The 25,700-nt window shown below is 63.6% G+C and carries 26 protein-coding genes, 1 tRNA gene and 1 pseudogene; 15 read left to right on the top strand and 13 right to left on the bottom strand.

The window, feature by feature from the left end; genetic code table 11:
• Positions 1-58: 58 nt before the first annotated feature.
• Positions 59-820: an SDR family NAD(P)-dependent oxidoreductase gene (locus VIG90_RS05110; protein ID WP_331592375.1), complete on the top strand. Its 762-nt coding sequence runs from the start codon at positions 59-61 to the stop codon at positions 818-820.
• A gap of 73 nt (positions 821-893) precedes the next feature.
• Here the strand turns inward: VIG90_RS05110 and VIG90_RS05105 are convergent, their stop codons facing one another.
• Complete coding sequence (locus tag VIG90_RS05105; protein ID WP_331592374.1) at positions 894-1,652, bottom strand: penicillin-binding protein activator LpoB; 759 nt, start codon at positions 1,650-1,652, stop codon at positions 894-896.
• Positions 1,653-1,903: 251 nt separating this feature from the next.
• Complete coding sequence (locus VIG90_RS05100) at positions 1,904-2,863, bottom strand: hydrogen peroxide-inducible genes activator (RefSeq protein WP_331592373.1); 960 nt, start codon at positions 2,861-2,863, stop codon at positions 1,904-1,906.
• A gap of 210 nt (positions 2,864-3,073) precedes the next feature.
• On the opposite strand from VIG90_RS05100, the gene VIG90_RS05095 reads away from it, so the two are divergent.
• Positions 3,074-3,490 carry a VOC family protein gene (locus VIG90_RS05095; protein ID WP_331592372.1) on the top strand — a complete coding sequence of 139 codons (417 nt, stop codon included), beginning with the start codon at positions 3,074-3,076 and terminating at the stop codon, positions 3,488-3,490.
• Between the two features lie 78 nt (positions 3,491-3,568).
• Here VIG90_RS05095 and VIG90_RS05090 read toward each other — a convergent pair whose 3' ends face one another.
• Complete coding sequence (locus tag VIG90_RS05090; RefSeq protein WP_331592371.1) at positions 3,569-4,318, bottom strand: sulfite exporter TauE/SafE family protein; 750 nt, start codon at positions 4,316-4,318, stop codon at positions 3,569-3,571.
• 483 nt (positions 4,319-4,801) lie between these two features.
• Here VIG90_RS05090 and VIG90_RS05085 point away from each other — a divergent pair, with 483 nt between their 5' ends.
• The 5 genes from VIG90_RS05085 (at position 4,802) to VIG90_RS05065 (ending at position 8,981) form a co-directional block, all read left to right on the top strand.
• Positions 4,802-6,055 carry a dicarboxylate/amino acid:cation symporter gene (locus tag VIG90_RS05085; RefSeq protein ID WP_331592370.1) on the top strand — a complete coding sequence of 418 codons (1,254 nt, stop codon included), beginning with the start codon at positions 4,802-4,804 and terminating at the stop codon, positions 6,053-6,055.
• Between the two features lie 91 nt (positions 6,056-6,146).
• Complete coding sequence (gene cysE, locus VIG90_RS05080; protein ID WP_331592369.1) at positions 6,147-6,851, top strand: serine O-acetyltransferase; 705 nt, start codon at positions 6,147-6,149, stop codon at positions 6,849-6,851.
• 16 nt (positions 6,852-6,867) lie between these two features.
• A complete protein-coding gene (locus VIG90_RS05075) occupies positions 6,868-7,236 on the top strand; it encodes a DUF2794 domain-containing protein (protein ID WP_331592368.1) in 369 nt (122 codons plus the stop codon).
• Between the two features lie 69 nt (positions 7,237-7,305).
• A complete protein-coding gene (locus VIG90_RS05070) occupies positions 7,306-8,073 on the top strand; it encodes a class I SAM-dependent methyltransferase (protein ID WP_331592367.1) in 768 nt (255 codons plus the stop codon).
• 221 nt (positions 8,074-8,294) lie between these two features.
• The gene (locus VIG90_RS05065) at positions 8,295-8,981 is read left to right on the top strand and encodes a CHRD domain-containing protein (protein ID WP_331592366.1); all 687 of its coding nucleotides are present in this window, start codon (positions 8,295-8,297) and stop codon (positions 8,979-8,981) included.
• Between the two features lie 81 nt (positions 8,982-9,062).
• On the opposite strand, the gene VIG90_RS05060 is transcribed toward VIG90_RS05065, so the two are convergent.
• The 3 genes from VIG90_RS05060 to VIG90_RS05050 all read right to left on the bottom strand — a co-directional run bounded on the left by VIG90_RS05060 (position 9,063) and on the right by VIG90_RS05050 (position 13,206).
• A complete protein-coding gene (locus VIG90_RS05060) occupies positions 9,063-9,785 on the bottom strand; it encodes a Bax inhibitor-1/YccA family protein (RefSeq protein ID WP_331592365.1) in 723 nt (240 codons plus the stop codon).
• Between the two features lie 175 nt (positions 9,786-9,960).
• The gene (locus VIG90_RS05055) at positions 9,961-12,489 is read right to left on the bottom strand and encodes an ABC transporter permease (protein WP_331592364.1); all 2,529 of its coding nucleotides are present in this window, start codon (positions 12,487-12,489) and stop codon (positions 9,961-9,963) included.
• Between the two features lie 6 nt (positions 12,490-12,495).
• A complete protein-coding gene (locus tag VIG90_RS05050) occupies positions 12,496-13,206 on the bottom strand; it encodes an ABC transporter ATP-binding protein (RefSeq protein WP_331592363.1) in 711 nt (236 codons plus the stop codon).
• 36 nt (positions 13,207-13,242) lie between these two features.
• On the opposite strand from VIG90_RS05050, the gene VIG90_RS05045 reads away from it, so the two are divergent.
• From VIG90_RS05045 to VIG90_RS05035, 3 genes are all read left to right on the top strand, one after another.
• A complete protein-coding gene (locus tag VIG90_RS05045; RefSeq protein WP_331592362.1) occupies positions 13,243-13,950 on the top strand; it encodes an arylesterase in 708 nt (235 codons plus the stop codon).
• Positions 13,951-14,128: 178 nt separating this feature from the next.
• Complete coding sequence (gene thpR / locus VIG90_RS05040) at positions 14,129-14,722, top strand: RNA 2',3'-cyclic phosphodiesterase (RefSeq protein ID WP_331592361.1); 594 nt, start codon at positions 14,129-14,131, stop codon at positions 14,720-14,722.
• A 232-nt stretch (positions 14,723-14,954) separates the two neighbouring features.
• Positions 14,955-15,031 (top strand) — tRNA-Arg (locus tag VIG90_RS05035).
• 181 nt (positions 15,032-15,212) lie between these two features.
• On the opposite strand, the gene VIG90_RS05030 is transcribed toward VIG90_RS05035, so the two are convergent.
• From VIG90_RS05030 to VIG90_RS05010, 5 genes are all read right to left on the bottom strand, one after another.
• A complete protein-coding gene (locus tag VIG90_RS05030) occupies positions 15,213-17,525 on the bottom strand; it encodes a TonB-dependent receptor (RefSeq protein WP_331592360.1) in 2,313 nt (770 codons plus the stop codon).
• Between the two features lie 61 nt (positions 17,526-17,586).
• Positions 17,587-18,621 (bottom strand): alpha/beta hydrolase, encoded by a 1,035-nt coding sequence (locus VIG90_RS05025; protein WP_331592359.1) that lies wholly within the window; start codon positions 18,619-18,621, stop codon positions 17,587-17,589.
• Positions 18,622-18,803: 182 nt separating this feature from the next.
• Entirely contained in the window at positions 18,804-19,355 is a 552-nt protein-coding gene (locus VIG90_RS05020; protein WP_331592358.1) for a glutathione peroxidase, read from the bottom strand.
• Between the two features lie 125 nt (positions 19,356-19,480).
• On the bottom strand, positions 19,481-19,948 hold the full coding sequence (locus VIG90_RS05015) for a nuclear transport factor 2 family protein (protein ID WP_331592357.1): 468 nt from the start codon (positions 19,946-19,948) through the stop codon (positions 19,481-19,483).
• Positions 19,949-20,099: 151 nt separating this feature from the next.
• Positions 20,100-21,458: an aspartyl protease family protein gene (locus VIG90_RS05010; RefSeq protein ID WP_331592356.1), complete on the bottom strand. Its 1,359-nt coding sequence runs from the start codon at positions 21,456-21,458 to the stop codon at positions 20,100-20,102.
• Between the two features lie 136 nt (positions 21,459-21,594).
• Between VIG90_RS05010 and VIG90_RS05005 the strand changes: the two genes are divergently transcribed.
• From VIG90_RS05005 to VIG90_RS04995, 3 genes are read left to right on the top strand one after another with little or no spacing between them, the layout of a single operon-like run.
• The gene (locus VIG90_RS05005; RefSeq protein ID WP_331592355.1) at positions 21,595-22,119 is read left to right on the top strand and encodes a DUF2975 domain-containing protein; all 525 of its coding nucleotides are present in this window, start codon (positions 21,595-21,597) and stop codon (positions 22,117-22,119) included.
• A gap of 3 nt (positions 22,120-22,122) precedes the next feature.
• Positions 22,123-22,344, top strand: coding sequence for a helix-turn-helix transcriptional regulator (locus VIG90_RS05000; protein WP_331592354.1), 222 nt, complete (start codon positions 22,123-22,125; stop codon positions 22,342-22,344).
• A 47-nt stretch (positions 22,345-22,391) separates the two neighbouring features.
• Positions 22,392-22,928 carry a hypothetical protein gene (locus tag VIG90_RS04995; RefSeq protein WP_331592353.1) on the top strand — a complete coding sequence of 179 codons (537 nt, stop codon included), beginning with the start codon at positions 22,392-22,394 and terminating at the stop codon, positions 22,926-22,928.
• A 65-nt stretch (positions 22,929-22,993) separates the two neighbouring features.
• On the opposite strand, the gene VIG90_RS04990 is transcribed toward VIG90_RS04995, so the two are convergent.
• Both VIG90_RS04990 and VIG90_RS04985 read right to left on the bottom strand, forming a co-directional pair.
• Positions 22,994-23,389 (bottom strand): EF-hand domain-containing protein, encoded by a 396-nt coding sequence (locus tag VIG90_RS04990; protein ID WP_331592352.1) that lies wholly within the window; start codon positions 23,387-23,389, stop codon positions 22,994-22,996.
• A gap of 56 nt (positions 23,390-23,445) precedes the next feature.
• Positions 23,446-23,784 (bottom strand): glycine zipper 2TM domain-containing protein, encoded by a 339-nt coding sequence (locus VIG90_RS04985; protein WP_331592351.1) that lies wholly within the window; start codon positions 23,782-23,784, stop codon positions 23,446-23,448.
• A 399-nt stretch (positions 23,785-24,183) separates the two neighbouring features.
• Here VIG90_RS04985 and hmgA point away from each other — a divergent pair, with 399 nt between their 5' ends.
• On the top strand, positions 24,184-25,461 hold the full coding sequence (gene hmgA / locus VIG90_RS04980) for a homogentisate 1,2-dioxygenase (protein WP_331592382.1): 1,278 nt from the start codon (positions 24,184-24,186) through the stop codon (positions 25,459-25,461).
• Positions 25,458-25,700 (top strand): annotated as a pseudogene (locus VIG90_RS04975) (hypothetical protein); the annotation flags it as partial. The gene hmgA and the pseudogene VIG90_RS04975, both read left to right, overlap by 4 nt.

Raw genomic sequence — 25,700 nt, 5'->3', positions numbered from 1 at the left:
ACGGTAAAGGCAGGCGACCCAACCGGGTTTCCTGCCTTTCCAATTTGCGAGGCTCATCATGTCGCTCAACGGTTCAACCGTTCTCATCACCGGCGGATCACGTGGCATCGGCGCGGCAAGCGTGCGCCAGCTGGCCGCCAAGGGCGCGTTCGTGCTCATCCATTATGGCCGCAACCGGCAAGCCGCCGAGAGCGTGCTGGCTGAAATCAACGGGCGCGGCGCGCTGATCGAGGGCGATCTGAACCAGCCGGGCGCCGGCCTCAAGGTGTGGGAAGAGGCGCTCGCCGTCGCCCCCAACGGCAAGATCGACGTGCTGGTCAACAACGCCGCCACCTTCTCCGAGAGCGGCGTTGATGCAGACTGGGAGCGCTGGTCGCGCGACTGGGCGACCACGATGCAGGTGAACGTGATCGCCTCGGCAGACCTGTGCAAGTGCGCCCTGCCCCACTTCGAGGCCAATGGCGGCGGTCGCATCGTCACCGTCATCAGCCGGGCCGCGCACCGGGGCGATACGCCGGACTACATGCACTACGCCGCATCCAAGGCGGCGCAGGCGGCGCTGACCAAATCCATTGCCCGGGGCTTTGCCGCGCAGAACATTCTCGCCTTTAACGTCGCCCCCGGTTTCACCCGCACGGAAATGGCGGAGGACTGGGTGCGGGTGTACGGCGAAGCCGCCGCCTCGGCCGACATTCCGCTGCGCCGCATGTCTGCCCCCGAGGAGGTGGCAAACGTGATCACCTACCTGGCGAGCGAGGCTCCCGCCGCCATGACCGGCACCACCATCGACGTGAACGGGGCCAGCTACATCCGGGCGTAACCAAAAGCAAAGGGGCGCGCCCGGCTGGGCACGCCCCTTCTTGTTCAGTTCAGCGGATGAAACCGCCTGAGCCTTACTGGGCGACCGGAGCCGCAGCCGAGGCGTTCTCCGGCAGGCCGCCCATCTGGCCGACCAGCTTGGTGTAGGCATCAAGGTAAGCCAGCACAATCACCTGGCCGATCTCGGTGTTCTCGTAGCCGCTGCCGGCCACACCAGCGAATGCGCCGAAGAAGCCGGCGCCACCGCCAGCGAAGCCGATGTCGCGCTTGCGGGCGTAACCCTCGACCAGCGCCTCTTCCTCAGTGGTGCGGGCGTTGACGATCGACAGGGTGACGTTGGCTTCCTTCTTCTTCATGTTGATGCCGCCGGCAATCGCGCCGAAGGCGCCTCCCACCAGACCGCCCAGCGCGCCACCGATGCGGTTGCCGCCGGAATCGTTGTTGGAGGTCACCAGATCAGGCTGAAGAAAGTAATCAGCCGCGCGGACCTGACCCTTGCCCAGGTTTGAACCTTCCTGAAGCTCGCCGGAGTCAGCCAGGGCGCGCTCCATGCTGCGGCTCTGCATGCTGCGGCCACGATTGACCAGCGTGAAGCAGCCGGATTTCTGAACGAAGACGCGCAGAATGGCCTCGGGGCTGCCAAGCCCATAGCTGCGCCACCACTGGTCATCCGGCTCGACGATGGCGATGGTGCCCAGCTTGCGGCTGCACTGTGGAATTTCCGCCGTGCCCTTCTCCTGCGCCTTGCGCCCGGAAGACTGCGCGAGGGCCGCCGGAGCAACAGACGCGCAAAGGGAGGCGGCCACGGCCGCCAGTACAAACTTCTTCAACATGAACTCTAAGCCCCCTTGGAGTAGATTCGCATAGTCGGCTGACCAACCGAAACAGCCGTGACGGCACTGCAACAGACTACATGAACGGTGTATTAATGCAGCAGCGCTTCGGCCTACTTCATAACACCACCGGCATTAAACAGCATCCACTACTTCAGGGTGCAAACATTGCTGTTAGCAGGCCCGTCAACTGGCGGACCTGCTATCCATTAAACAACCAGAGGGCGAAGACCCGCCTGCCCGGCAGCGGATCAGTCTGCAGGCGATGCAGCGGCCTCGGGGGCCTCGACCACCTCGGCAGGCCGGGTTGCCGAGCCATTTCGCGCCGCAATGAAGAAGTCCGCCAGCAGGCGGAACTCGTCCTCCCGCGGGCTCTTGCGCCGCCACACCAGCGCGATGCGGCGCTTGGCCTGATCAGACGTCAGCGGCCGGGTCACCACCCGGGTGCCGTCCAGAATACCGGCGTCCACCGCCATACGCGGCAGCAGCGTCACGCCCAGTTCGTTATCAACCATCTGCACCAGCGTGTGCAGGGAGGTGCCCAAAATGGCGCGCTCGCCCCGCAGGTCCGGCCGGTCGCAGGCGGCCAACGCATGGTTGCGCAGGCAGTGCCCGTCTTCCAGCAACAGCAGGTGATCACTGTCCAGATCGCTTGGGCTCACCTCGTTCGGCAGGGTGGACTCGTCCGTCTCGTGCAGGGCCGCCACCAGTTCGTCGTCGAACAGCTCGGCCGCCTGCACGTCGCCGCAGCCATACGGCAAGGCCAGGAGCACGCAATCCAGTTGGCCGCGCATCAGCGCGTCGCACGCCACGTGGCTCATTTCCTCGCGCAGGTAGAGCTTCAGATCCGGGTAAGACCGCCGCAGCGTCGGCAGCACCTTCGGCAGGAAGAACGGCGCGATGGTCGGAATGACGCCGAGCCGCAGCTCGCCCGACAGCGGCCGGCCGGCTGCCCGCGCCAGCTGGGCGATCTCGGTCACCTCGCGCAGCACATTGTACGCCTTGCGCGCAACCTTCTCGCCCAGCGGCGTGAAGCGCACCACCCGTTTGGTGCGCTCGACCAGCGTGGCGTCGAGCACCGCCTCGAGCTCCCGCAAACCGGCGGACAAGGTGGACTGGGTCACGAAACAGGCCTCGGCGGCCCGGCCGAAGTGGCCATGCTCGTAAAGCGTGGTCAAATACTGGAGCTGCTTGATGGTGGGCAGATTCATGATCGATTTCCTGAATTGTCACGCATAATATAATCTAATTTTTCAATAAAACCAACCCTGCTTCCGCCCGAAATCGACGGAAAGCCTTATGTTCGGGGGCAGCAGCGCCTGCCCCGGCCCTCCGATCTACGACCATAAGAACCTTGCCGATGGTTTCGGTCCCAGCTATATTCGGAACAAATGATGAACACTTGAAGGGGAGAGATTGAAATGGCTGAAGTGCAGAACGGAAACCCGAGCCTCCTGTCGCACGTGTCGCTGGGCACCAACGATTTCGAGCGGGCGACCCGCTTCTATGACGCGACGCTGAAATCCGTCGGCGCCCGGCGTGTGGTGGATGAGCCCGGTGCCGTCGCCTACGGCCGCGCCTTCCCGGAATTCTGGGTGCAGCGTCCCTATGACGGCAAAGCGGCCGCCGTGGGCAACGGCACGCATGTGGCCTTCCTTGCCCATTCCCGCGCGGAAGTGGATGCCTTCCATGCGGCGGCGATTGCGGCTGGCGGCATGGATGAAGGCGCGCCTGGCCCGCGCCGGGAGTACAGCGCCGCCTATTACGGCTGCTTCGTGCGTGACCCGGACGGCCACAAGATTGAGGCGATGTTCTGGGACGAGGCGGCTACCGGTTAGGGCGGCCTCAGGATGCAAGACCGCGCCAGAAAGGCGGCGACCCGAATCCGGCCCGCCCGGATCTGACGGCGTCGCGCCCTAGAAGTACAGGTTGATCAACCGGTAGAGGCTGGTGACGATGACCATGAGACCGACGCCGATCATCAAGGTCCGCGCCCGCAGCTGGCGGGCGAAACGGGCTGCAACCGGAGCGGCCATGAACGCACCGATCAGCAGGCCGATCACGGCCTTGGAGAAGTTCTCGATGCCGATGTGGGGAATGAGCATGAGCGAGACGACCAGCGCCACCACGAACTCCGCCAGATTGGCGGTGCCCACGGCATAGCGCGGCTGGGATCCGCTGGCGATCATGTTGCTGGTGACGAGCGGCCCCCACACACCGGCCGTGGCTTCCAGAAAGCCGCCCGCAGCGCCGATGCCCGCAGTGCGCTTCTTGGAAACGTGCGAGGTCACGGCCCGGAAGGCGCGCAGGATGATGTAGAAACCGACAAAGGTGAGGTAGATTGCAATGATGGGCCGAATGATGTCACCGGACACCTGCGTGAGCATCGCGACACCGAGCACGCCGCCGACCGCGCCGCCGGCCGCCAGCAGCCGGAACATGCCCCAATCCACGTTTTTGTGGCGGATGTGCGCAGCACCCGATACGGCACCGGTGAATATCTTGGCGCCGTTCACACTGGCGCTGACCACAGTATAGGGAATGCCAAGGCTCGTCAGGACGGTGTAGCTGATGACACCGAATCCCATGCCTAGTGCGCCGTCAAAGAGCTGACCCACGAAGCCGATGGCGATAAACAGCAGAAAATCTGAGGCGATCCAATCCATTACGCCCGTAACGCCCTCAACTGTGGTCACGAAAGAGTGCAGAACCTAACCGCCGAACCGGTGATGGCAACACAGTTTTGCTATGACCTGACAAACATCAGCTTCGCCTCGCCAGCTGCGCATTACCCGCCCTCCTCTTTCATCCCCTGCCCTTTCCGGCAGGTTCCCGGGATGTCGCTTCGCCTGAACTAAGCGCCTCAAATCAAAAGTCAAACTGTCCTGTTCCGGCTCGCGGCGGGCAACGCAAAGATCACAGCTGGTCATGACGACCATAATCGGAAGATCCGCGAAGGTCACCCGCTTCATGATCGAATGAGCCATGAACATGATCCATCATGCCATTAACGTACCGAAATCATGCGCTTTTGAGAGCCGCACCAAGTGGATGCACGACTTCTCCGTGCACCGCCGTTCTCCTTCACAGGTTGACTCGACCGAGCGGACGCTTATTCATCACCCTTTCAAATGAAACGAAGGCCGTCCATGCAACGCCGCTTCACGCTGCTTATCCTCATCGCCATGGTTCTGGGTGTCGTCGTCGGCCACCTGTTCAATCAGGGTGCCGCCACGCCTGACTCCGCGAAGGAAATCGCAGGCTACTTCTCCATCGTGACCGACGTGTTCCTGCGCCTGATCAAGATGATCATCGCGCCGCTGGTGTTCTCGACGCTGGTCGTCGGCATCGCCCACATGGAAGACAGCGCCTCTGTCGGCCGGGTCGGCCTGAAGACGATGGTCTGGTTCCTCGGCGCATCGGCGGTCTCGCTGACGCTTGGCGCGGTGATGGTGAACATCCTCCAGCCGGGCGTCGGCCTGGCCCTGCCCCTGCCGGATGCCACGCAGGGCGCAGACGTCGCGGCGGGCGGCATGTCGCTCAAAGAGTTCATCACCCACCTGGTGCCGCGCTCCATCGCCGAGGCCATGGCGAATAACGAGATCCTGCAAATCGTCGTGTTCTCGGTGTTTGTCGGCATCGCCATCACCCAGCTCGGTGAGAAGGGCCGCCTCGTTGCCCAGTTCGCCGACCAGCTGGCCCATGTGATGCTGAAGATCACCGGCTACGTGATGATGACCGCGCCTGTTGCCGTCTTCGCCGCCGTCGCCGCCACCGTGACGACCCAGGGCCTGGACGTCATCCTCGTCTACGGCAAGTTCATCGGCAGCTTCTACCTGTCACTGTTCATGCTGTGGCTGGTGCTGGTATTCGCGGGCTTCCTGGTGCTGAAGGGCCGCATCACCGGCCTTGTCCGCGCCATCCGCGAGCCGACCCTGCTCTCCTTCTCAACCGCCTCTTCGGAAGCGGCCTACCCCAAGACGCTGGAGCGGCTGGAGCAGTTCGGCGTACCGAACCGCATCGCCAGCTTCGTGCTGCCGCTGGGCTACTCGTTCAATCTGGACGGGTCGATGATGTACTGCACGTTTGCAACTCTGTTCATCGCGCAGGCCTACGGCATCGAGCTGACCCTGGCCCAGCAGATCACCATGTTCCTGTTGCTCATGGTCACCTCCAAGGGCATGGCGGGCGTACCGCGCGCCTCGCTGGTGGTGATTGCCGCAACGCTCGCCCACTTCAACATTCCGGAAGCGGGCCTGCTGCTGGTTCTGGCTGTCGATCAGTTCCTTGACATGGGCCGCAGCGCTACCAATGTGGTGGGGAACTCCGTTGCCACGGCCGTTGTCGCCAAGTGGGAGGGGCAGCTCTCCCATAAGGAGGATCGGATCGTCGCCGAGACGTAATCGGTGCGTTCGCACAATTGGGAGTTGATCCGAATTGCTGAAAACTGCCATTTCAGGCATATATTGCTCATAAAGGTCAGGGGAGACCGCCATGCTCCGTTCGCTGGTGGCCTATTTGGATTCGATCAAGGCACGCGACCCGGCGCCCCGCAGCCGCTGGGAAGTGCTGCTGTATGCCGGCGTCCATGCGGTCGGCGTCCATCGCGTCGCCCATGGCCTTTATCGCGCCCGACTCTACTGGCTGGCGCGGGCTGTCTCCCAGTTCGGGCGCTTCCTGACCGGCATCGAGATCCACCCCGGCGCGAAGATCGGCCGTAACTTCTTCATCGATCACGGCATGGGCGTCGTCATCGGCGAGACCGCCGAGATCGGCCATGACGTGACCATGTACCAGGGCATCACACTGGGCGGCGTAGATCCGTCTTCCGGCAAGGGCGGCAAACGCCACCCCACCATCGATGACGGCGCCATCATCGGCGCCAATGCCCAGATCCTCGGCCCCATCATCGTCGGCAAGCGCGCCCGCGTCGGCGCCAACGCGGTCGTCACCAAGGACGTGGCGGACGGCGCGACCGTGGTCGGCAACCCGGCCAAGCCGTTGCTGGTGGATGCCCAGGTCTATGCCAAGGACTTTCTGGCCTACGGCACGCCTTGCGTCGAGAAGTACGATCCCCAGACCCAGAAACTGGAGGTATTGCGCTGTGAGATGGAACGGCTTCAGTCACGGCTTGCGGCCCTTGAGGCGGAGCAGCGCGACAAACGGGACGATCGGGGCTCGCACAGATCCGTCGGCTGATCTACACTAGGGCGTCATGGAGAACGTTACACCCATACGCCCCGCACCGCCGCCGTCCCGGCAGGATGGCGCGGTGCCCCAGCAGGTGGTGTTCGACCGCCAGGAATTGAGCAAACTGCTCGGCATCTATGGTCGCGGCGTGGCCATGGGCGTCTGGCGGGACTATGCCATCGACATGAACCGCACGCAGGCGGTGTTCTCCATTTTCCAGCGCTCCAGCGACCGGCCCGAATTCAGGCTCGTCAAGCAGCCGGACCTTGCCCGCAAGCAGGGTCAGTACGTGCTGCTCGGCCAGTCCGGCGCGATCCTCAAACGCGGGTCGGAACTGGTCAATGTCCTGCGCCTGCTGGAGCGCAAGCTGCTGAAGGTTGTGGACGACGACTGACCGGAGCACGACTGTCCGGAGCAAGACTGGCCGAGCACAACTGGCCGGGCAGGGACAAGGGGGAACGGCATGGCGAACGGCAAAGGCGCGGCAGGCTTCCAGGATCACTTCTCCGGCCACGCCACCGAGTACCGCGAGCATCGCCCTCGTTACCCGGACGCCCTCTTCCAGATCATCGCCGCCCATGCCCCCGGCCATGCCGCCGTGTGGGACTGCGGCTGCGGCAACGGCCAGGCCAGCGTCGGCCTCGCCCGGCATTTCGGCACTGTATACGCCACCGATGCCAGCGCCCGGCAGATCGAGGCGGCGGAGCAGCACCCGCGCGTTGTCTACAGCGTGGCACCAGCCGAACACTCGGGGCTGCCTGACGCCTCGGTAGATGCGGTGCTGGTGGCGCAGGCGCTGCACTGGTTCGATGTCGAGCGCTTCTACGACGAGGTGGAGCGGGTGGCACGACGCGGCGCGCTGTTCCTGGCGGTTGCCTACCGGTTGGCGCGCATCTCGGCCGAGATCGACCCGATCATCGAGCGTTTCCATGACGTGACGCTGGGCGCCTGGTGGCCTGCGGACCGCGCCCATATCGATACCGGCTATCAGGGCATTCCCCGCCGGTTTCCCGAAGTCGAATTGCCGCCGGTGGTGATGGAAGCGGAGTGGACGCTGGATCAGCTGCTCGCCTACCTTGGCACATGGTCGTCCGTGCAGCGCATGCGCACGAGCCTCGGCATCGACCCCCTGCCCGCGTTACGGGAAGAACTGTTGCCCGTGTGGGGTGAACCGGACACTGTGCGCCTTGTACGCTGGCCGCTGGTGATGATGGCAGGGCGCGTAGGTTAAAGGGCGCGACGCCCGCCCCCAGACCCGGAACCACACTGCACCGCTCACCGGAGTGAGGTTGCGAAACTCCGTGGCTTGAAGCCCAGCGGAACCACGCCTGATACAGGGCGTTTGCCGCCTCGCCTGCCCTTGTTGCCCGACCCGGCAGCGCACTTCCCGAACCGTTGCCTTTTGCCGTTGCCTTCAGCGTCTCCTCCACCGCACCGTCATGGAGAAGCATGATGCCACACATACAGACCTTTGTGGCCGCGCTCAGCGCAGCCTGCATTCTGACCCTGCCCGCCAGCCTCCAGGCCCAGCCCGTGCTGCTGGGCGCTGCCACCGCAACCTTGACCGGCGCGCAGGAGGTGCCGCCGGTGGATAGCCCCGCGATCGGACAGGCCGCGTTCCGGCTGTGGGACGACAACGGCAACCGCTCGATCGGCTACCAGATCCGCATCGAAGGGATCGATTTCGGCCCGGCGACGGACGGCGATCCGGGCACCGAGCCGACCGAACCGCTGGATGCGACCGCCCTGCACATTCATTTCGCGCCGCCGGGCGAGAACGGGCCGATCCAGTACGGCATGCTCGGCCCCAGCCATGACGTGAACGGCAACGTGACCTTCACCCAGCAGACGCCGGACCGGTGGCTGATCGAGGGATCGTGGGATGTGGGCGACGGCAACCCCGGCCAGCCCTTCGCCGATGTGAACGCCGCCATTGCGGCCATCCTCGCGGTGCCACCGGGCGAGGCCACGCCGTTCTATCTGAACGCCCACACGGTGCGGAACCCGATGGGAGAAATCCGGGGCCAACTCATCCGCTTGGACATTGCGCAGGTGCCGGAGCCCGGCGCGCTCGGCCTCCTGGCGCTGGGGTTATCCGTGCTGGCGCTGGCCCAGCTCCGGAATGGCCGGTCTGCCTGAGGCGCTTCAATCACGTAAAAACAAAAGGCCCGGCGTTTCCGCCGGGCCTTCCGTTGAATTCAAGCCTGAGCCTGTTGCCGACTACTCGCGGTTGCCCATGAAGCGCAGCAGGAACAGGAAGAGGTTGATGAAGTCCATGTAGAGGCTGAGAGCCGCCGACACCGACTTCTTGGCCGCCACTTCGTAGGCATCGCCCGCGAAGTACATTTCCTTCACCTTCTGGGTGTCATAGGCGGTCAGACCGGCGAACAGCAGCACGCCGACGGCGCTGATCACGAAGTCAAACGCGGCAGACTGGGTGAACAGGTTCACCAGGCTGGCGATGATCAGACCGATCAGGCCCATGAACAGGAAGGTGCCCCAGCCGGAGAGATCCTTCTTCGTGGTGTAGCCGTATAGGCTGAGCGCGCCGAAGGTGGCGGCGGTCACGAAGAAGGTCTTGGCGATGGATGCGCCGGTGTAGACGAGGAAGATGCTGCCCAGCGACAGACCCATGGTGGCGGCGAACAGCCAGAACACGGCCTTGGTTGCCGTGACGGACATGTGCTGGATGCGGAAGCTGAAGAACAGCACGATGGCGAGCGGCGCAAACAGTGCCACCCAGCGGAACGCAGTGCCGAACACCAGGTACTGCAACGCCGGCGACATCGCTACGGCCATGGCGACGAGGCCGGTCAGCAGAACGCCCGACGCCATGTAGTTGTAAACGCCGAGCATGTACTTGCGCAGGCCAACATCGATGTCGGCCCGGTCCATGGTGCCGGCGCGGCCCATGGCGATACGCGGGTCGATCTGATTAACCATCCAAGGTTCTCCCGTGAAACTTTCAACTGCCTGTGCGACAGATCCCCCTGAATATCGGGGAACTTGACCAAGCTTTCAAGAAGCAACGGCCGCTGCTTCCCGAGAAAATACGGCGCAGCCCCCCCTGTCCTTCGCCGGACGCAGGGTGGCCTGACCGCATTGCCCGGATGGCGGCTCAGGTCTGGGCCGCGCGAAGCACCTGATTGGGCCTTACACTGAGAACGCGCCAGGTGCCCGCAAGACCCATGACCAGGGTTGCGATTGCGCCCACCAGCACCGTGCCGAAGGCAGGCCCCAGCGGCAGAACCCACTCCAGATCAAGCACGCGGGTGACGGCGAACCAGCCCCCCAGCAGGCCGAGCACCAGAGCAATGGCGGCCGTCAGCACGCCGATGAGGGCGTATTCCAGCACCAGACCCGCCAGTACCTGGCCTCGGGTTGCCCCCAGCAGCTTGAGGAGCACGGCGTCGTAGCTGCGGGCCTGACGGCTGGCGACGATGGAGCCGATCAGCACCAGAATGCCCGCCGCGATGGTGATGGCACCCATGGCGCGCACGGCAACGCTGATCTGCGCCATCAGTGCACCCACCTGCTCCAGCGCCTCTGACACGCGCACGACCAGCACCGCGGGGAACGAGCCGGTAATGCGTTCGTAAACGGTGGGCTCGGCCGCCTTCGTGGCTTCCACCGTTGCCATGTAGGTGTGGGGTGCGCCTTGCAGGGCCGCCGGGTTGAACAGCATGGCGAAGTTGAAGCCGAGGCTGTCCCAGTCCACCTTGCGCATGTTGGCGAGGGTTGCGGTCAGCTCCACGCCCAGCACCGAGACGGTGATGGTGTCTCCGATCTTCATGCCGAGGCCGCGCGCCACTTCCTCGTCAAGAGAGACCAGCGGCGGCCCGGCATAGTCCGGCGTCCACCAGTCCCCTTCGGTGACGACATTGCCCTCCGGCACGTCTTCAGCATAGCTGAGGCCACGGTCGCCCCGCAGCACCCATGCGACTTCCGGATCCGCCTTGACCTGATCGGCGGGCACGTCGTTCACCCGCACGATCGGCCCACGCAAGGACGGCACCGTCTCGATCGCCCCGGTACCCGGGGTGGAGCGCAGCGCGTCCTTGAAGGTGTCGATCTCATGAGGCTGGATGTCGAGGAAGAAGAACGCAGGGGCCTTTTCCGGCAAGGTGCTGCGGATCTGGGCGTTCAGGTTGGACTCGATGACGGCGATGGCCGCGAACAGCGACAGGCCAAGCCCCATGGCCATGACGACCTGCCCCGCCGTGTTGCCGGGCCGGTGCAGGTTGGCGACCGCCGTGCGCAGAACCGGACTTTTGAAGCGCGGCGCACGGGCGGCGAGCCGTTCCAGCAGCCCCCCTGCCCCGCGCAGCAGCGCAAGAACAGCGACTGCCGCTACGACGAAGCCGGCCGCCAGCTTGCGGTCTGCCGCACCCCATACGGCGAGCACGGCCAGCAGCAGGCAGGCGACGATGATGACCGTGAGCGTTGCGGCATCCGGCCGCCCGAGGCGCTCCACACCGGCGCGGAACAGGCGCGCAGCGGGAATGCGCCGCGCCTGCGCCAGCGGCCACAGCGCGAAGATGATGGCCGTCAGCAGACCATAGCCTGCTCCCAGCAGCAGCGCCTTGGGGAAGAGGCCGCTGGCGGGCGGCACCGGCAGCTGCTCGGCCAGCAGCTGCCCGGCGATGCCCGGCACCAGCGCGCCAAGCGCCAGCCCGGCCACGATGGCCGCCAGTGTGACCACCGCGATTTGCAGGAGATAGATCTGAAACACGAGGGCGGACGGCGCGCCCAGACTCTTGAGCGTGGCGATGGTGCCGGTCTTGCGGGCGAGATAGGCCGAGACGCCGTTGGCAACACCGACGCCCGCCACCAGCAGGGCCGTCAGGCCGACGAGCGTCAGGAACTGGCTGAGCTGCTCGACCGTGCGGCGCAGGCGTGGCGCGCCGTCCGTGCGATCTCGCACGCGCCACTGAGCGTCCGGAAACGCCTCCGTCAGCGCCTGCTTGGCCGCTTCAACGCCGGCGCCCTGCGGAAGGCGGATGCGATATTCATAGTCGACAATGCTGCCGGGCTGAGCCAGCCCGGTCTCGAGCAAGGCTTCGCGGCTGACGAGCACGCTGGAGCCGAAGATGAAGCCGCGCCCCACCCGGTCCGGCTCCTCCGCCAGAATGGCCCCGACGTGGAACTTGCCATCGCCGAACTCCAGCGCATCGCCCGGCTTCAGGTTCAGCCGCCCGGCAAGATCGGCCGAGACCGCCGCGCCATAGGTTGAGCCCTCCGTGCCTGATCGGGACGCGAGCGCCTGTTGCAGCGTCTCCGCACCACCCGGCGCGAACGTGATCGTGCCATAAAGCGGATAGGCGTTGTCCACCGCGCGCAGTTCGACCAACTGGGAGCGGCCATCCGGCGTGCGCGCCATGGCCCGCACCTCGGCAATGGCCGACACCTGCCCCAGCCGGGCAAAGGCCGCCTGCTGCTCTGGTGTCGCTTCCATCTGGGAGAGCTCGACCTCCAGATCCCCGCCGAGAATGGACTGGCCCTGCTCCTCCAGCCCGGTGATGATGGCCTGAGACAGGCTGCCGACCCCGGCGATGGCGAACACGCCCACCAGAAGACAGCCGAACAGCAGCCGAAGGCCGCGCAAACCGCCGCGCAGATCGCGCAGCGCCCACTTGAGCGCCAGCATCACCGGTTACTCCGCCGCCGAGAGGTGGGTGGAGGGGCGGTCGGCTACGATCTGGCCGTCCCGCATCTCGATGACACGGGCGCAGCGGCGCGCCAGGTCGCGGTCATGGGTGATGAGGATGAAGGTCGCTCCCTGATCGGCCTGCAAGCGGAACATCAGTTCGATGATCTGCGCGCCGGTCGCGCCGTCAAGGTTGCCGGTGGGCTCGTCCGCGAACAGGAGGCGCGGCCGGGGCGCAACGGCGCGGGCCAGCGCCACGCGCTGCTGCTCGCCGCCTGAAAGCTGGGAGGGGTAATGATCGAGCCGATGGCCGAGGCCGACGCTTTCCAGCTCCTGGGCCGCCTTGGCGAACGCATCGGGTATACCGGCCAGCTCCAGCGGCGTTGCCACGTTCTCAAGCGCGGTCATGGTGGGGATGAGGTGGAACGCCTGCAGCACGACGCCGATGCGACCGCGCCGCGCCCGGGCCAGACCGTCTTCGTTCAGGGCCGAGAAATCTTCCCCCGCCACCTCGACCCGGCCGGCGGTTGCCCGCTCCAGCCCGGCCATGATGGCCATCAGCGAGGACTTGCCCGACCCGGACGGGCCAAGAATGGCGACGGTTTCACCGTCCTCGACCGTCAGGTCAACGCCGCGAAGAATGTTCACGCTGCCCGCGCCGCTCGAAAGGCTCAATTGGACTGACTGAAGCTTGATGGCAGGCGAGGCAATGACCATTGTGTATCCAAAGTCCGCATGAGGGAAAACGTAACTATGGTCATGGGATACGCCCTGTTCAAGAAAATGCTCGCCCCGCTCGTCCTTGGGGCGGCACTTATGAACGCAGGGCCAGGGGCGGCAGCGCCCGGCCCTGCGACGCCGACGACCGGCAAGGGCCAGCCGCGCGTGGTCCTCGCCTTCGGCGACAGCCTGACAGCAGGCTATGGCCTGCCCGCGACCGAAGGCTTCACCCGCCAGCTTGAGAACGCCCTGAAGGCGCAGGGACTGAACGTGCGGGTGCACAACGCCGGGGTTTCCGGCGACACCTCCAGCGGCGGGCGCAGCCGCCTGGGCTGGGTGCTTTCCTCGCTGAAGGAGAAGCCGGATCTGGTGATCCTTGAGCTGGGGGCGAACGACGCCCTGCGCGGCGTTGACCCGAAGGTGACGCGCGAGAACATGGACGCCATGCTGACCGAGCTGAAGAAGCAGGACCTGAACGTGCTGCTGGCGGGCATGTACGCCCCGCGCGGGCTGGGCGCGACCTACTACAAGTCCTTTGATTCTATCTATCCCGACATGGCCAAGAAGCATGCCGTGCCGCTCTATCCCTTCTTCCTTGACGGCGTGGCCGGCGATCCCAAGCTGAACCAGCGGGACGGCATCCACCCCAACAAGGACGGGGTGGCGCAGATCGTCAAGCGCATCGCGCCGCATGTTGCCCGCGCCCTGCAGGGTGCAGGCTCGCGGGCCGTGGCGCGTTAATACAGACCGTCGATGGAATGATCGCAGGGGGCAACGGAAACTTGTTGCATCTTCAATCGCTTAAACTCTTAGACAGTCAAAGGCTTGACTTCCGCCCCCCTCCCCGGCGTGATGGAGAGGTTCCGCGTAACGGGGGTTGCCTGCTCCCGTCACGCCATTCAGTCGGGAGTGCTGCCCCATGCGCCTGTTCGTCGGCATCGACCCGCCCCACCCCATCAAGGTTCTGCTGCTCGCCGCCATGGGCGGCATCTCCGGTGCCCGCTGGCAGCGGGAAGACCAGCTGCACCTGACCCTACGCTTCATCGGCGAAGTGGATCGGCACATGGCCGCAGACGTGGCCGCGGCCCTCTCCGGCGTGCATCATCCGGAAGTGACCATGGCGCTCTCCGGCACGGACGTGTTCGGCAAGCAGGGCAAGCCGGACACCCTGTGGGTGGGCGTGACGCCCGAAGAGCCGGTGAAGGTGCTGCACAACAAGGTGGACCAGTGCCTTGCCCGGGTTGGGCTGGTGCCGGAGAAGCGCCAGTTCAAGCCGCACATCACCATTGCCCGCTTCGGCGTTCGCTCCGGCACCCGAACCGGTACCCTGAACGGCTTTCTGGAAGAATCAGGCGGCCTGACCAGCCCGCCGTTCACCGTAACGGACTTCTGCCTCTACGAAAGCCGGCTGACGCACGAAGGCGCGAACTACACCATTCTGGAGCGCTACCCCCTGGGGGACAACGGCTGGGCAACGAGCGAAGGAGAAGATTGGGCCGAGAACGAGGCGTAAGCGGCCTGTTTCAAGCGCCGCACCTGCCCTGTGCTGCCATATCGGGGCGGTTGCAGTCGGAATAGCCTGTTTTGCCGTTGACACTGACGGGTGAGTTATGGCGATAACAGGCAATCCGGCGCAGGTTGTTCCGGGACCAGACCCCGCCCTGCCCTTCAGGGCCCCTTCCCTCCCTCCGTGGCTCTGCCCAGGAGGCGGGAGATGCGGAACCGGTCTGGTGCGTTTGTGGCGAGCGCCCTTAGCTCAGCAGGATAGAGCAACAGCCTTCTAAGCTGTGGGTCACTGGTTCGAATCCAGTAGGGCGCGCCAACCTCTCTCGGAAATATCAATCAGAGCATTGAAAAAGCGCCCGTTTGGCAGGCTGCCCGGCCGGGTTGATCTCAAATGCAACGGAACTGGGCGGAACAAGAAAGCGCCCGCTCACAGCCTTCTTTCGACACCGTGAGCGAGCGCTGTTGTTTTTTAGACCCTAAGGGCTGACCAAGCCGACCTAGAATTCAAAACCCATGCGGGCGCCGAAGACGCGACGGCGGGCCGGCGAGAAGGTCAGAGACGGCATTCCTGTGTAGGTGTCCGCATTGTATGCGATGGACGTCGGAACCTTGCTGTTGAACAGGTTCTCGGCAAACAGTTCAAAATTGAGCTGGCCGCTGTCCACACCGATACGGGCGTTGAAGCGATGGCTCGGTTTCAGCCAGGCGACGTTCGCCTCGCTCTCATACTGGCGGCCGGTATAGAAGTAATCGATGCGCAGGAAGCCATCCACTGCTTCCGTCACCGGCCGGGCATAGGTTGCCGAGGCCGATCCCGTCCATGCGGAATATTGCGGCAAGCGGTTGCCGACGGGATTGCTGTCTCCGATCAGAGTGCCGCATTCCGCACACTGGGTGTTCTTGATCTTCGTCTCGGCGTAGGAGAGCGTGCCCTCCAGGGTCAGATAGTCTGACGCCCTGAACGTGGCCTCGATTTCCGCGCCGTACAGCTCGACCTCGCCGCCCGGTACAACGATGCGCACCGTCTGCGGTGTCGGGTTGTTGTAGACGATACTCTGGTTGATGTGCTTGTCGTACCACGTGCCGTAATAGAAGGCGGTCAGCAGTTGCAGGCGGCGGTCAAGCAGGTTGGCCTTGAAACCCAATTCGCCCATTTCGATTTTTTCGGTGCCGACCGTTGCCGGGACGGACAACTGGCTCTGCACCTGATCCTGCACAGCCTGCGGGAGGGCCAGCAGCGTTGCATTGAACTGGCCGGGGCGCGTGCCCTTGGCATAAGACACGTAGGCCGACGTCTCGGAGTCAAATTCGTACCGCAGGATGGCGCGCGGATTGAAGCTCTTGGACTTGCCCTGATAGTTGATATTCCGGCTCTCGACAGTCTGACCGATTTCATCCCACTGGTAGCGGCCTTCAAGGCTGAAATTCAGGGCTTCGGTGATGTCATAGGATGCCGAACCGAACAGCGCATAGGTGTCAGCGCTGTAAGTGGTGGCGGGCACAGACTGCGAGAAGCCGGCATTGGCGAAGGCATTGGTTGCAATGCTGTTGCGCTGCCTGAAATAATTGAAACCGGCCAGCCAGTTAAAGCGGTCCTCGCCGGGCGACGACAGCCGCACTTCTGTGGAATGGTTGGTCAGGTCGGTCTGGCCGCCGACGGTGCGCGAATAATAGGGAAGCACATTTGGGCGGGTGCCATAGAACGGGTTCGGTGTGTTGCGGCCATCGATGAAACCGGTGTCCGCAACATAGCCCCATTGGTCATGCAGGTAGGAGCCGTTGGCACTGAGGGTATAGCCATTGGCGAAGCTGTAATCGGCAATAATGTGGGTTTGCAGCGAATTGCGCTTCATGCCGAAATCATCGTTGAAGCCCGGCTTCACTGAATACTGGCTCGGAGGAGTGGCGCCGTTGACGCGATCAATAACGTCGCGCCCGACCTCGACCTGTTGGGTCAGACGATTGAGCAGGCCACGGCCGAGCGCGCCGCAATAAAAGGCGACGCCGGTGCTGGTGGTGCAGTTGAAATCTTCGCGCTGCAACTGGCCGGACGCGGACGGACCGTCGCGGTCCTCCCAGTAATTGATGTAGCCGCGCACCTTCAGATCTGCGGTCGGCGTGAAATACACGGTGCCTGCAATGGAGCGGGTTTCCTGTGCGCCAAGCTTGCCGTCGTAACCGTAGTTATCGTACTGCCCGTCCGTGTCATACAGACGCGCCGAAATTCGCGCAGACAGAACATCTTCAATCAGGCCGCCTTCCGCGCTGACCTTGAACTCCGAAGTGTCGTAGCTCGAATAGGACATGCTGCCGTTCAGGCGCGGTTCGAACGAGGGCGTGCGGGTGATGAAATTCACGGCACCGGCAAAGGTCGCGCGGCCGAAGTAGGCGCTCTGCGGGCCCTTGATGACTTCCACCCGTTCAATATCAGTCAGGCCGGAAATGGCACCGCCGCCAACGGGAACGCCGTCGATGAACGCGCTGGCGCCCTGCCGGTCAGGCGACGGCGTACCGGAGAACATGCCGCGCACCGTAAAGAAGGTGTAGCCGCGGTCGTTGCGATTGACGGACTGGTTCTGATAGCGGAAACCCGGCACGAAATCAGACAGGTCGCTGTAGTTGCTGATGCCGCGCGCCTCAAGCGCGTCTGCCGACAGCGCAGAAATGGCGACCGGTGCCTGAATGATGCTCTCGTCCTTCTTGCGGGCCGTGACGATGATATCCCCGAGGCCCGTATTCGGTGCCGGGGCGTCCGCTGCTGCATTCTGCGCGCTTGCCCCCGCGCTACCGAACGAAAATATGACCGCCATGGCAGTCAGCCCAACTCGCTGCAACTTTACCACCCTTGTATCCTTCCCTGTTTGTGGTTTGTTATTTTTCTGGTGTGACTTGATCACTGACCACGCTGGTCAGGTAGGTCTTCACGATCCGGGCAAAGCGCTCCGGCACCTCGAACGGGGGATAGTGGCCGGTGTCTTCAAGCACGATGGTTGAAACCGAAGACGCGGGCAGATGATGCTGCAGGGTCGACATGGTGTGCAGGGGAAGAACGAAATCGATCTTTCCCCACACCAGCAAGGCCGGCGCCTTGACGGAGGACATCACCGTGTAGATTTCCGGAACTTTTGCGGTGGTGCGCCAGAACCAGCGGGGCTTTGCAAGCGGCTGGCGGCGGTTCATGTCATAGTATCGGGAGATCTTGGCATCGGTCATCCGCGACGGCGTGCCGGTCAGCCAGTTCAGATAAACGGACCAGTAGCTCTTCCTGCGAAAACCGGTTTTCTCCGCAATCTCGAATTCCTGCCGCAACTCCGGCGTGCGGGGCGTGTTCGCTGCGATGACAGGCTCGGATGGCACGTTGGTCAGCACCAGTGCGTCAACCCGGTCCGGATAGAGAGAAGCAAAATAATAGGCGATGGCACCGCCACTTGACACACCCACGAGAGTGGCTGACTTCACGCCTAGTCCATCGAGCAGTTCGCGCAGAATGTCATCGCCGTAGGGCGTGGTTGTCGCCTCATCCTGCGACACGGCGCTCGACAGCCCCATGCCGGGCATGTCGAAACGGATGACACGGTATTCGTCAGCCAATCCTCTGGCGAGATCGTCATAACCGTCCAGAGAACTGTGCGAGCCGTGGAGAAGCACGATAGCCGGGCCGCGGCCTTCGTCCTTGTAGCGGATGGACATGCCGCCGATGGTCATGTACCGCGACGACGCATCACCGTAGCGCTGTTTCAGTTGCTCGAGGCTGAGGAAGCCTTCAGCCGGCAGGGTGACTGTCGGTTGGGCAACTGGCGGCTGGGTGACAGGGGACTGGGCTACGGCCTGGATCGCCACCGCGCTGCCCGCATTCATGGCAATCGCCAGCGTGAACGCCCCGAGGCTGTTCATGATAAAACGCATTGCGGACCTACTCCCCTGCCCCCGTTACTCATCAGCAAAAAGCTAGTTGGCAGAGAGGGAGAGCGAGAACGGTTTCCGCACAGGCGTCCGTCATGCGGGCACAAGCATGCGCCTGAAACGACAAAGGCCAACCCGGAGGCTGGCCTTTGAACGCTAAGCGTGAATGCGCTTCGCTGGAAAGATCAGTCCGCCAGCGCGCGCTCGATCGCTTCGGTCAGCAGCGGATCGTCCGGCGCTACATCCGGCGCGAAGCGGCCGATGACCTCACCGTTCTTGCCCACCAGGAACTTCTCGAAGTTCCACAGCACGCCCGGCTTGGGGTTCGGCGTCATGCCGTAGCCCGCCAGCCGCTCACGAAAGCTGTCGCCTGAGTTGGACGCCACCTCGGGATAGGCCTCGGTCAGATGGCGGTAGAGCGGGTGCTGCCCCTCGCCCGTGACCGCGATCTTGGAGAACATGGGGAAATCTACGTTGTAATTGGTCTGGCAGAAATCTCGGATCTCTTCGTCCGTGCCCGGCTCCTGACCGGCGAAGTCATTGGCAGGGAAGCCAAGGATCTCAAGGCCCTTGTCGCGATAACGGGTGTAAAGCGACTGCAGCCCCTCATACTGCGGGGTCAGGCCGCACTTGGAAGCAACGTTTACGATCAGAGCCACCTTGCCCTGATAATCAGCCAGCGAGGCGGACGTGCCGTCAATGCGGCGAAGGGGAATGTTCCCAACCGCTGTGGTCATGATGCTTTCCTCGTTTTCCTGAAAGACGATCCGATAACTGTGCGAGCCAAACGGATCACACATTCAAGGGCGGCGCAACCTCGCAGAAGTGGGGTGCAGCCCGGCACCCTCTGGTCGTGCTCGCGCTATCGGCGGGACTTGGGCTCCCACATGGCATTGACGATCATCCAGCGATCACCATAGCGGCCGAGGTGGAAGTAGTCGACGAACCAGGGCGTCTCCACCCGGGCGACCGCCGAGTTGCCGTAGACGTCCAGCACCTTCACGGAGCGCGACCACTGCTCTTTCGGCGTTTTCAGCAGACCCTTATGGGTCAGATCGACCAGCTCGTCCCGCGTCATGCGGCGCAGCGGGTAGACTTCATCGGCACCGTTGCCTGCGGGTCGCGCCGACCGCTTGGCGATGTCCGGATGAACAGAGCGGGCCACCCGTGCAGGATCGGCTTCAAGCTGACCGTCAACATAGTCATACGCCGCCGCCTCGATGGCCTTGATGGTTTGCGGGTCAACCCCGGAAAGGTCCTGAGCGGCGGCGGGGCTCGCCAACAGCATCACCCCTGCGATGCCCGCCAGAACCGTGCGTATCAATGTCATTGCATCTCTCCCCAAATGCAGGAGCGGCGCACCGAACATTCGGTACGCCGCCTTGACGCAAAGCAATATGACTTTTGAGCGATGCTGTAAAACGTGGGTGCCTGCTCTGCGCGACGGAACAGTTCATATCGTCGGCAAAACGTTGAGACCGTCAGCGGGCAGCGGATGCAGCCGCCGCCGGAGCAAGCGGGCGACCTACCTCCAGCAGCATGTTGGTGTAATCGATAGCGAAAGTCTCGAACCGGCTGAGCAGGTCGATACCGAGGACGCCGAACGGGACGTCCGGATCATCCGAGCCGTCAGGCTCGTAGCTTAAGTTCGGGATATTGGCCGAGTGACGGCCGATGGAAACCGGCACATTATGAAGCTTCATGCTCTGCATGTGCTTCACACCGCCCGCCCCCGCCTTGCCGGCCATGCGGCCTTCAGAAATCGGCTGCAGGCTAGGCAGCATCGCTGTGAACTGGGGAAAGAGCGCCGTGCTGTTGGCTCCGGTGTCAAAGAAGAGCGGCTGTTCAAGACCCGCAATGGTCATCATGACATATGGGCTGCTGCCGATGACGCGCATGTTTGCCGCTTCCTGCGAAACTGCGGGCGTCGGGGAGACGCGCACGGTTTTCTGCCCAAGGTTGAACTCTACCCGCCCGATGGCGCGCAGCACAGGAAAGCCGAGGATGGCGTCGATCTTGTAGCCGCCAGGCACCGGGAACGTGAGAGCGTCGTCGTCCATGACCGCAAACACCACGTTGCGCACCACTGCCCCGCCAAACTCAAGGCGCTCCGCAATGCCGAGGCGAATACCGACACCGCCCCCCACCGAGTTGCCGACGGACGAGGCGCCCTCCAGCATTCGCACGCCCAGTCGCTCGGCCGCGCTGGCACTGACGACGGAAATGCCCGCACCGGTGTCCAGCACTGCATCCTGTACGATGGCACCAATGGTGATCGGCGAGCGGAGCAGACCCACCTTGTCCCGCACCAGCGAAACCGGCGTGCCGTTGCCCTGCACCTCCACGGTCTGCGGGGAAACATTCGCCAGTTGCGCACCGATCTCCTGCACCCGGCGAATGTTTTCGATCTTCTCTTTCGGCTTGTCCGCGCTCATGGCCAGCAGCGTCTGTGCATGGCGGGCCGCCTTGCCATATTCGCCGGACAAAAGAGCAGCGCCGGCCGCCACTTCATGGGCAACAAACAGACGCTCCCGATCCGGATCCTGACCGGCGAAATAGCGATCCAGCGCCGACCAGGCCTCATCGAAGCGCAGGAAGGCAGAGGCGTGTCGGGCCTCCAGCAGACACCGCTCCAGTCCCTGCGTGCTTTTGTTGGCCAGCAACGCTTCGACCGGGCGCAGATCACCATGTTCAGCCGTCCGCAACGCCGCCAGCACAGCATCAGCGGCGGCAGGCGCGCTTACCGCCGCCGGCTGCGCCATGACGCCACTGTCGAGCGGAGCAAGGGCCAGCAGCACACCAGCCACAGACAACGCCCGCAATCCTGATACCTTCGCCATATTCATCCCCCCACTCTCGGCCCCTGCGGCCCGGGCAACGACAAACCAGAGACTTGCCCCGCTCGTCATTCGGCTATACAGTGCCATTCGCAGATATTATTTATCGTGATACGATAATTTATTCGTGGGACGCAATATGGTTTTTACATCAAACCTTGCTCGTGGGGCGCGCCGGTTGAAGATCAGCACCGGGATCGGGCTGAGCATCGTTACTGCCATCGTTCTCTATGCCACGGTTGCCGGCATCGCCGGGCTCAGCCAGAGCGAAGGCTTCTTCATTCTCGACAGCGATGGCACTTCAGCCGGGCGGACGGGCCTTATTGCCGCGGCCCTGACCGGCGCACCGCTCGCCATTGCACTGTGGCGGCTCATGCGCATGCTGCGCGAGATCGAGCGCGGGGGCGTTTTCACCGCCACCACCGTGCGCGAACTGCGGGGCTTTGCGCTGTTCGTGATGATCTCCGCCCTCGCCTCGCTTTTCGTGCAGCCGATCATCGATCTGATCGCGGCGCTGATCTCGGGGGCCGACAAGGTTCGGCTCAGCATGACGTTCGACCTTAACGACTTTTTCATTCTGCTGGTGAGTGTGCTGCTGTTCTTCGTCGCCAGACTGTTCAGCGAAGCCCAGCGCATCGCCGATGAAAACGAGCAGATCGTTTGAGCCATGGCGATCGTTGTTCGACTTGATGTGATGCTGGCGCGCCGCAAGGTACGCTCGAAGGATCTTGCAGCCCACGTGGGAATTACGGAGGCGAACCTGTCCTTGTTGAAGTCAGGCCGGGTAAAAGGCATCCGGTTCGAGACGCTCGACAAGATCTGCGAGTTTCTCGACTGCCAGCCCGGTGATATTCTGGAATACGCGCCAGACGGAGGCGGCGCAGAATAGCGCGCCGGCCGTCGCCGCCAGCCGTTGCTGCAGAAGGAGGCCGCCCCATGCCTGACCGCTCAGAACCCGGTGTCGCCCGTCCTCGTATCGTGACCGTGAACGACCGGATGCAACAGGGGTATACCTACACGTGCGTGGCTCCGCCGGGGCAGGAGTTCGACCCGGAATTCCAGCCGGAGCTGACTCCGGCAGAAATGCTGGAGCTGGGCGTTTTCGGCGGCAAGTACATGACCGATTGCCGTGACGAGTTTCCGGAAGATTGGTTCACCAACGCCAAGCTCTCACCCGAAGGCTTCGACAAGAGGCTGAACTATTTTGGTGTGAATGCCAGTTCGCCTCTGGCCGAATGGCAGGCCAAGGGCTGGATATATCCGGACGACCCGCGCGGCTGGTTCCAGTGGTATTGCCGCTACTTCATGGGCCGCCGCCTGCCTCAGGAAGACCGGCGGCAGATCCGGCGCTGGAAAGCCTTCGCCCGCCACGCCGCGCAGGTGCGCAAGCACTGCGAACCGGGCGATCCGTTCTGTCGTCCGCGGCAGCGCCAGGCGCTGCTCCAATGGGCTTACGACAGCCGCATGATCTGATTCTTCCAAGGCATAAAAAAAACGGCGCAAAAGGCATAGCCTCCTGCGCCGCCTGTCCTGAGAGATCAGTTGGACGCGGTCTGTTCGGACTGAGCTCGCATCACAGCGGCACGGATTTCATCGGCAGTGACAAAGCCATCTGAATTACCGTCGATCTTCGTGAAATTGGCCGCCAGCTGCGGATTGGCAGCAGCAGCCTCTTCCTTGCTGATCTTGCCATCCTTGTTGGTATCGGCCTTGTTGAAGGCACCTTCAAATGCCGCTTTCTGCTGCGACAGACGGGCCAGCGTGAAGGCCTTGAATTCCTCCTTGCTGATCGAACCATCCGAGTTGGTATCGATACGGCCGAAGGCCGTGTCGATATAAGCCTGTGCGGCCTGATCCGACGAGGCGGGCTGCTGAGCCATGGCGAGGCTGGTCGTCATCAGGGTCACGGCGATAGCGATCAGTGCAATTTTCATAAGGACTCCATCAAAATCATATGAATTCTAAAATCGTGCCTGCATGTGTGCAGCGCTTAGCGGCGGCGATCCGGGTCCATCCACGGCATGCGATCATTGTTCCTGTCGCGGCGGCGGTCACGCTCACGCATGTGGTGCTTGCGCCGGTCGCTTTCGCGATAATATTTCTTGTTCTTGTCCTTGCCGTCACCGCTCACGACGTTGCCGACCACGCCGCCGGCAACCGCACCGCCAAGCGTGCCCCAGACATCGCCATCAGAGAGCAACGCACCGCCCAGCGCGCCGATACCGGCGCCGAGGATGGTATCGCCCGTCTTGCTTGCATGCGCCTGCGGGGCGGCAACGAGAAATCCGAGCAGCAACGCGCTTGCAGCGGTGGTTCTTAAAGAAGACATGGATCTGGTACTCCTGACAAACATGCTGAAAACAGCAAGATGAAACTCTGCTCCGGCAACTGTCCTGACGGTCATCCGCCGGTTGCTAACTGCCGAACTCAGAAGAGAAACTGCGACGCACCGTCTGAACCAAAACTGAATGACAGAACGCATTTTCAAGGCGGACAAGGCCGCGGTGCAGCGCATGGTCGAGAATCAGACAGCCTGTCAAGAACGCTGTTCAGCGCTCTACGCCCTGCCCCCTCTTCCCAACGGCGGCAAAACAGACAAAAGTGACAGGAAACAGACGCGCCGGAGATGGTGCGCAAAAATGGGAACAAGGAGAGGAGCGATATGACGGCAGTCATGACGCCCGATCGGGACGTGCGGATGCTTGCGGGAGAACCAAGCGCTGCGCTGATGCCCGGTTTTGGCAATCATTTTGCGACCGAGGCGGTGCCGGGAGCGCTGCCTGTGGGTCAGAACTCGCCCCAGCGGGTGCCCTTCGGGCTTTATGCCGAGCTGATCTCGGGCACGGCCTTTACCGCGCCGCGCCATGAGAACAGGCGCACCTGGATGTACCGCTTGCGCCCGACGGCCAGCCATGGGGCGTTTGTGCCCTATGGGCGCAAGACGCTGCTGCGCTCTGGCCCGTTTGACGAAGTGCCGCCCCCGCCCAACCGGCTGCGCTGGGATCCGCTGCCCCTGCCCGCAGCACCGACGGATTTCGTCGATGGCCTTATCACCTATGGCGGCAATGGCGACGTAGGCGCCGGTGTGGGCCTGGCCATTCACCTCTATGCCGCCAACCGCTCGATGGAGGGCCGTGTGTTCTTCTCGGCCGATGGCGAGCTTTTGATCGTGCCCCAGGAGGGCCGGCTGCGGCTGGAGACGGAGCTGGGCGTCTTGGAGGTCGAGCCCCAGCAGATCGCGCTGATGCCGCGGGGCCTGCGCTTTCGCGTACAGCTGCCGGAGGGCCGCGCGACAGGGTACGTGTGCGAGAACTACGGGGCGCTGTTCCGCCTGCCCGAGCTCGGGCCGATCGGCTCGAACGGCCTGGCCAACCCGCGCGACTTCGAGACGCCCGCGGCCTGGTTCGAGGACAGGGACGCGGCGTGCGAGGTCATCCAGAAGTTCCAGGGCCGGCTGTGGACGACAAGCCTGCCCCACTCGCCGCTCGACGTGGTCGCCTGGCATGGCAACCTGGCACCCTGCCGCTATGACCTGCGGCGCTTCAACACCTTGAATACGGTCAGCTTCGACCACCCCGACCCCTCGATCTTTACCGTGCTGACCGCGCCAAGCGAGTCGCCCGGGGTCGCCAACTGCGACTTCGTGATCTTCCCGCCGCGCTGGATGGTGGCCGAGCACAGCTTCCGCCCGCCCTGGTTCCACCGCAATGTGATGAACGAGTTCATGGGGCTGATCCACGGCGCCTATGATGCCAAGGCGGGCGGCTTTTTGCCGGGCGGGGCTTCGCTCCACAACCAGATGTCCGGCCACGGGCCCGACCGGGCCAGCTATGACAAGGCGATCAACGCCGAGCTTGCGCCGCACAAGATCGACCATACCCTGGCCTTCATGTTCGAGAGCCGCAGCGTCATCCGCCCGACCCGCTGGGCGCTGGAGACGGAGCTGCTGCAATCCGATTACGACGCCTGCTGGGGCGACTTTGAAAAGGCAAGACTGCAACCATGACGATTGACATCGACGAGACCCACGACCCAAGGCTCACCTCCTGGGTGGCGTCGGCCAACGGCCACGCCGACTTTCCCATCCAGAACCTGCCGCTGGGCGTGTTCAGCCCGCCAAACGAGGCGCCGCGCGGCGGCCCTGCGGGCGGAGGCCCGCGTGGCGGCATCGCCATTGGCGATTCTATCCTCGACCTTCTGGGCGCGGCCGCCGATGGGCTGTTCGAGGGCGAGGCGCTGACAGCG

It is taken from the genome of Pedomonas sp. (assembly GCF_036515995.1).
Taxonomy (GTDB): domain Bacteria; phylum Pseudomonadota; class Alphaproteobacteria; order Sphingomonadales; family Sphingomonadaceae; genus Pedomonas.
This window is presented reverse-complemented; position numbering and strand designations above follow the sequence as displayed.